At 52.4% G+C, this 233-nt stretch carries 1 rRNA gene; it reads right to left on the bottom strand.

Going from position 1 to position 233, the window contains the following annotated elements:
- Positions 1 to 8 precede the first annotated feature (8 nt).
- A 23S ribosomal RNA gene (locus tag ACN6NF_RS26005) occupies positions 9 to 233 on the bottom strand; the annotation flags it as partial.

Below are 233 nucleotides of genomic sequence, written 5' to 3'. Positions count from 1 at the left end.
CTTATCTTTAGGATAAGCCCTCGACCGATTAGTATTGGTCAGCTCCATGCATTACTGCACTTCCACCCCCAACCTATCTACCTCGTCGTCTTCAAGGGGTCTTACATACTGGGAAATCTCATCTTGAGGGGGGCTTCACGCTTAGATGCTTTCAGCGCTTATCCCTTCCGTACATAGCTACCCAGCGGTGCTCCTGGCGGAACAACTGGTACACCAGCGGTACGTCCATCCCG

It is taken from the genome of Paenibacillus sp. TSM33, from assembly GCF_056099025.1.
This window is presented reverse-complemented; position numbering and strand designations above follow the sequence as displayed.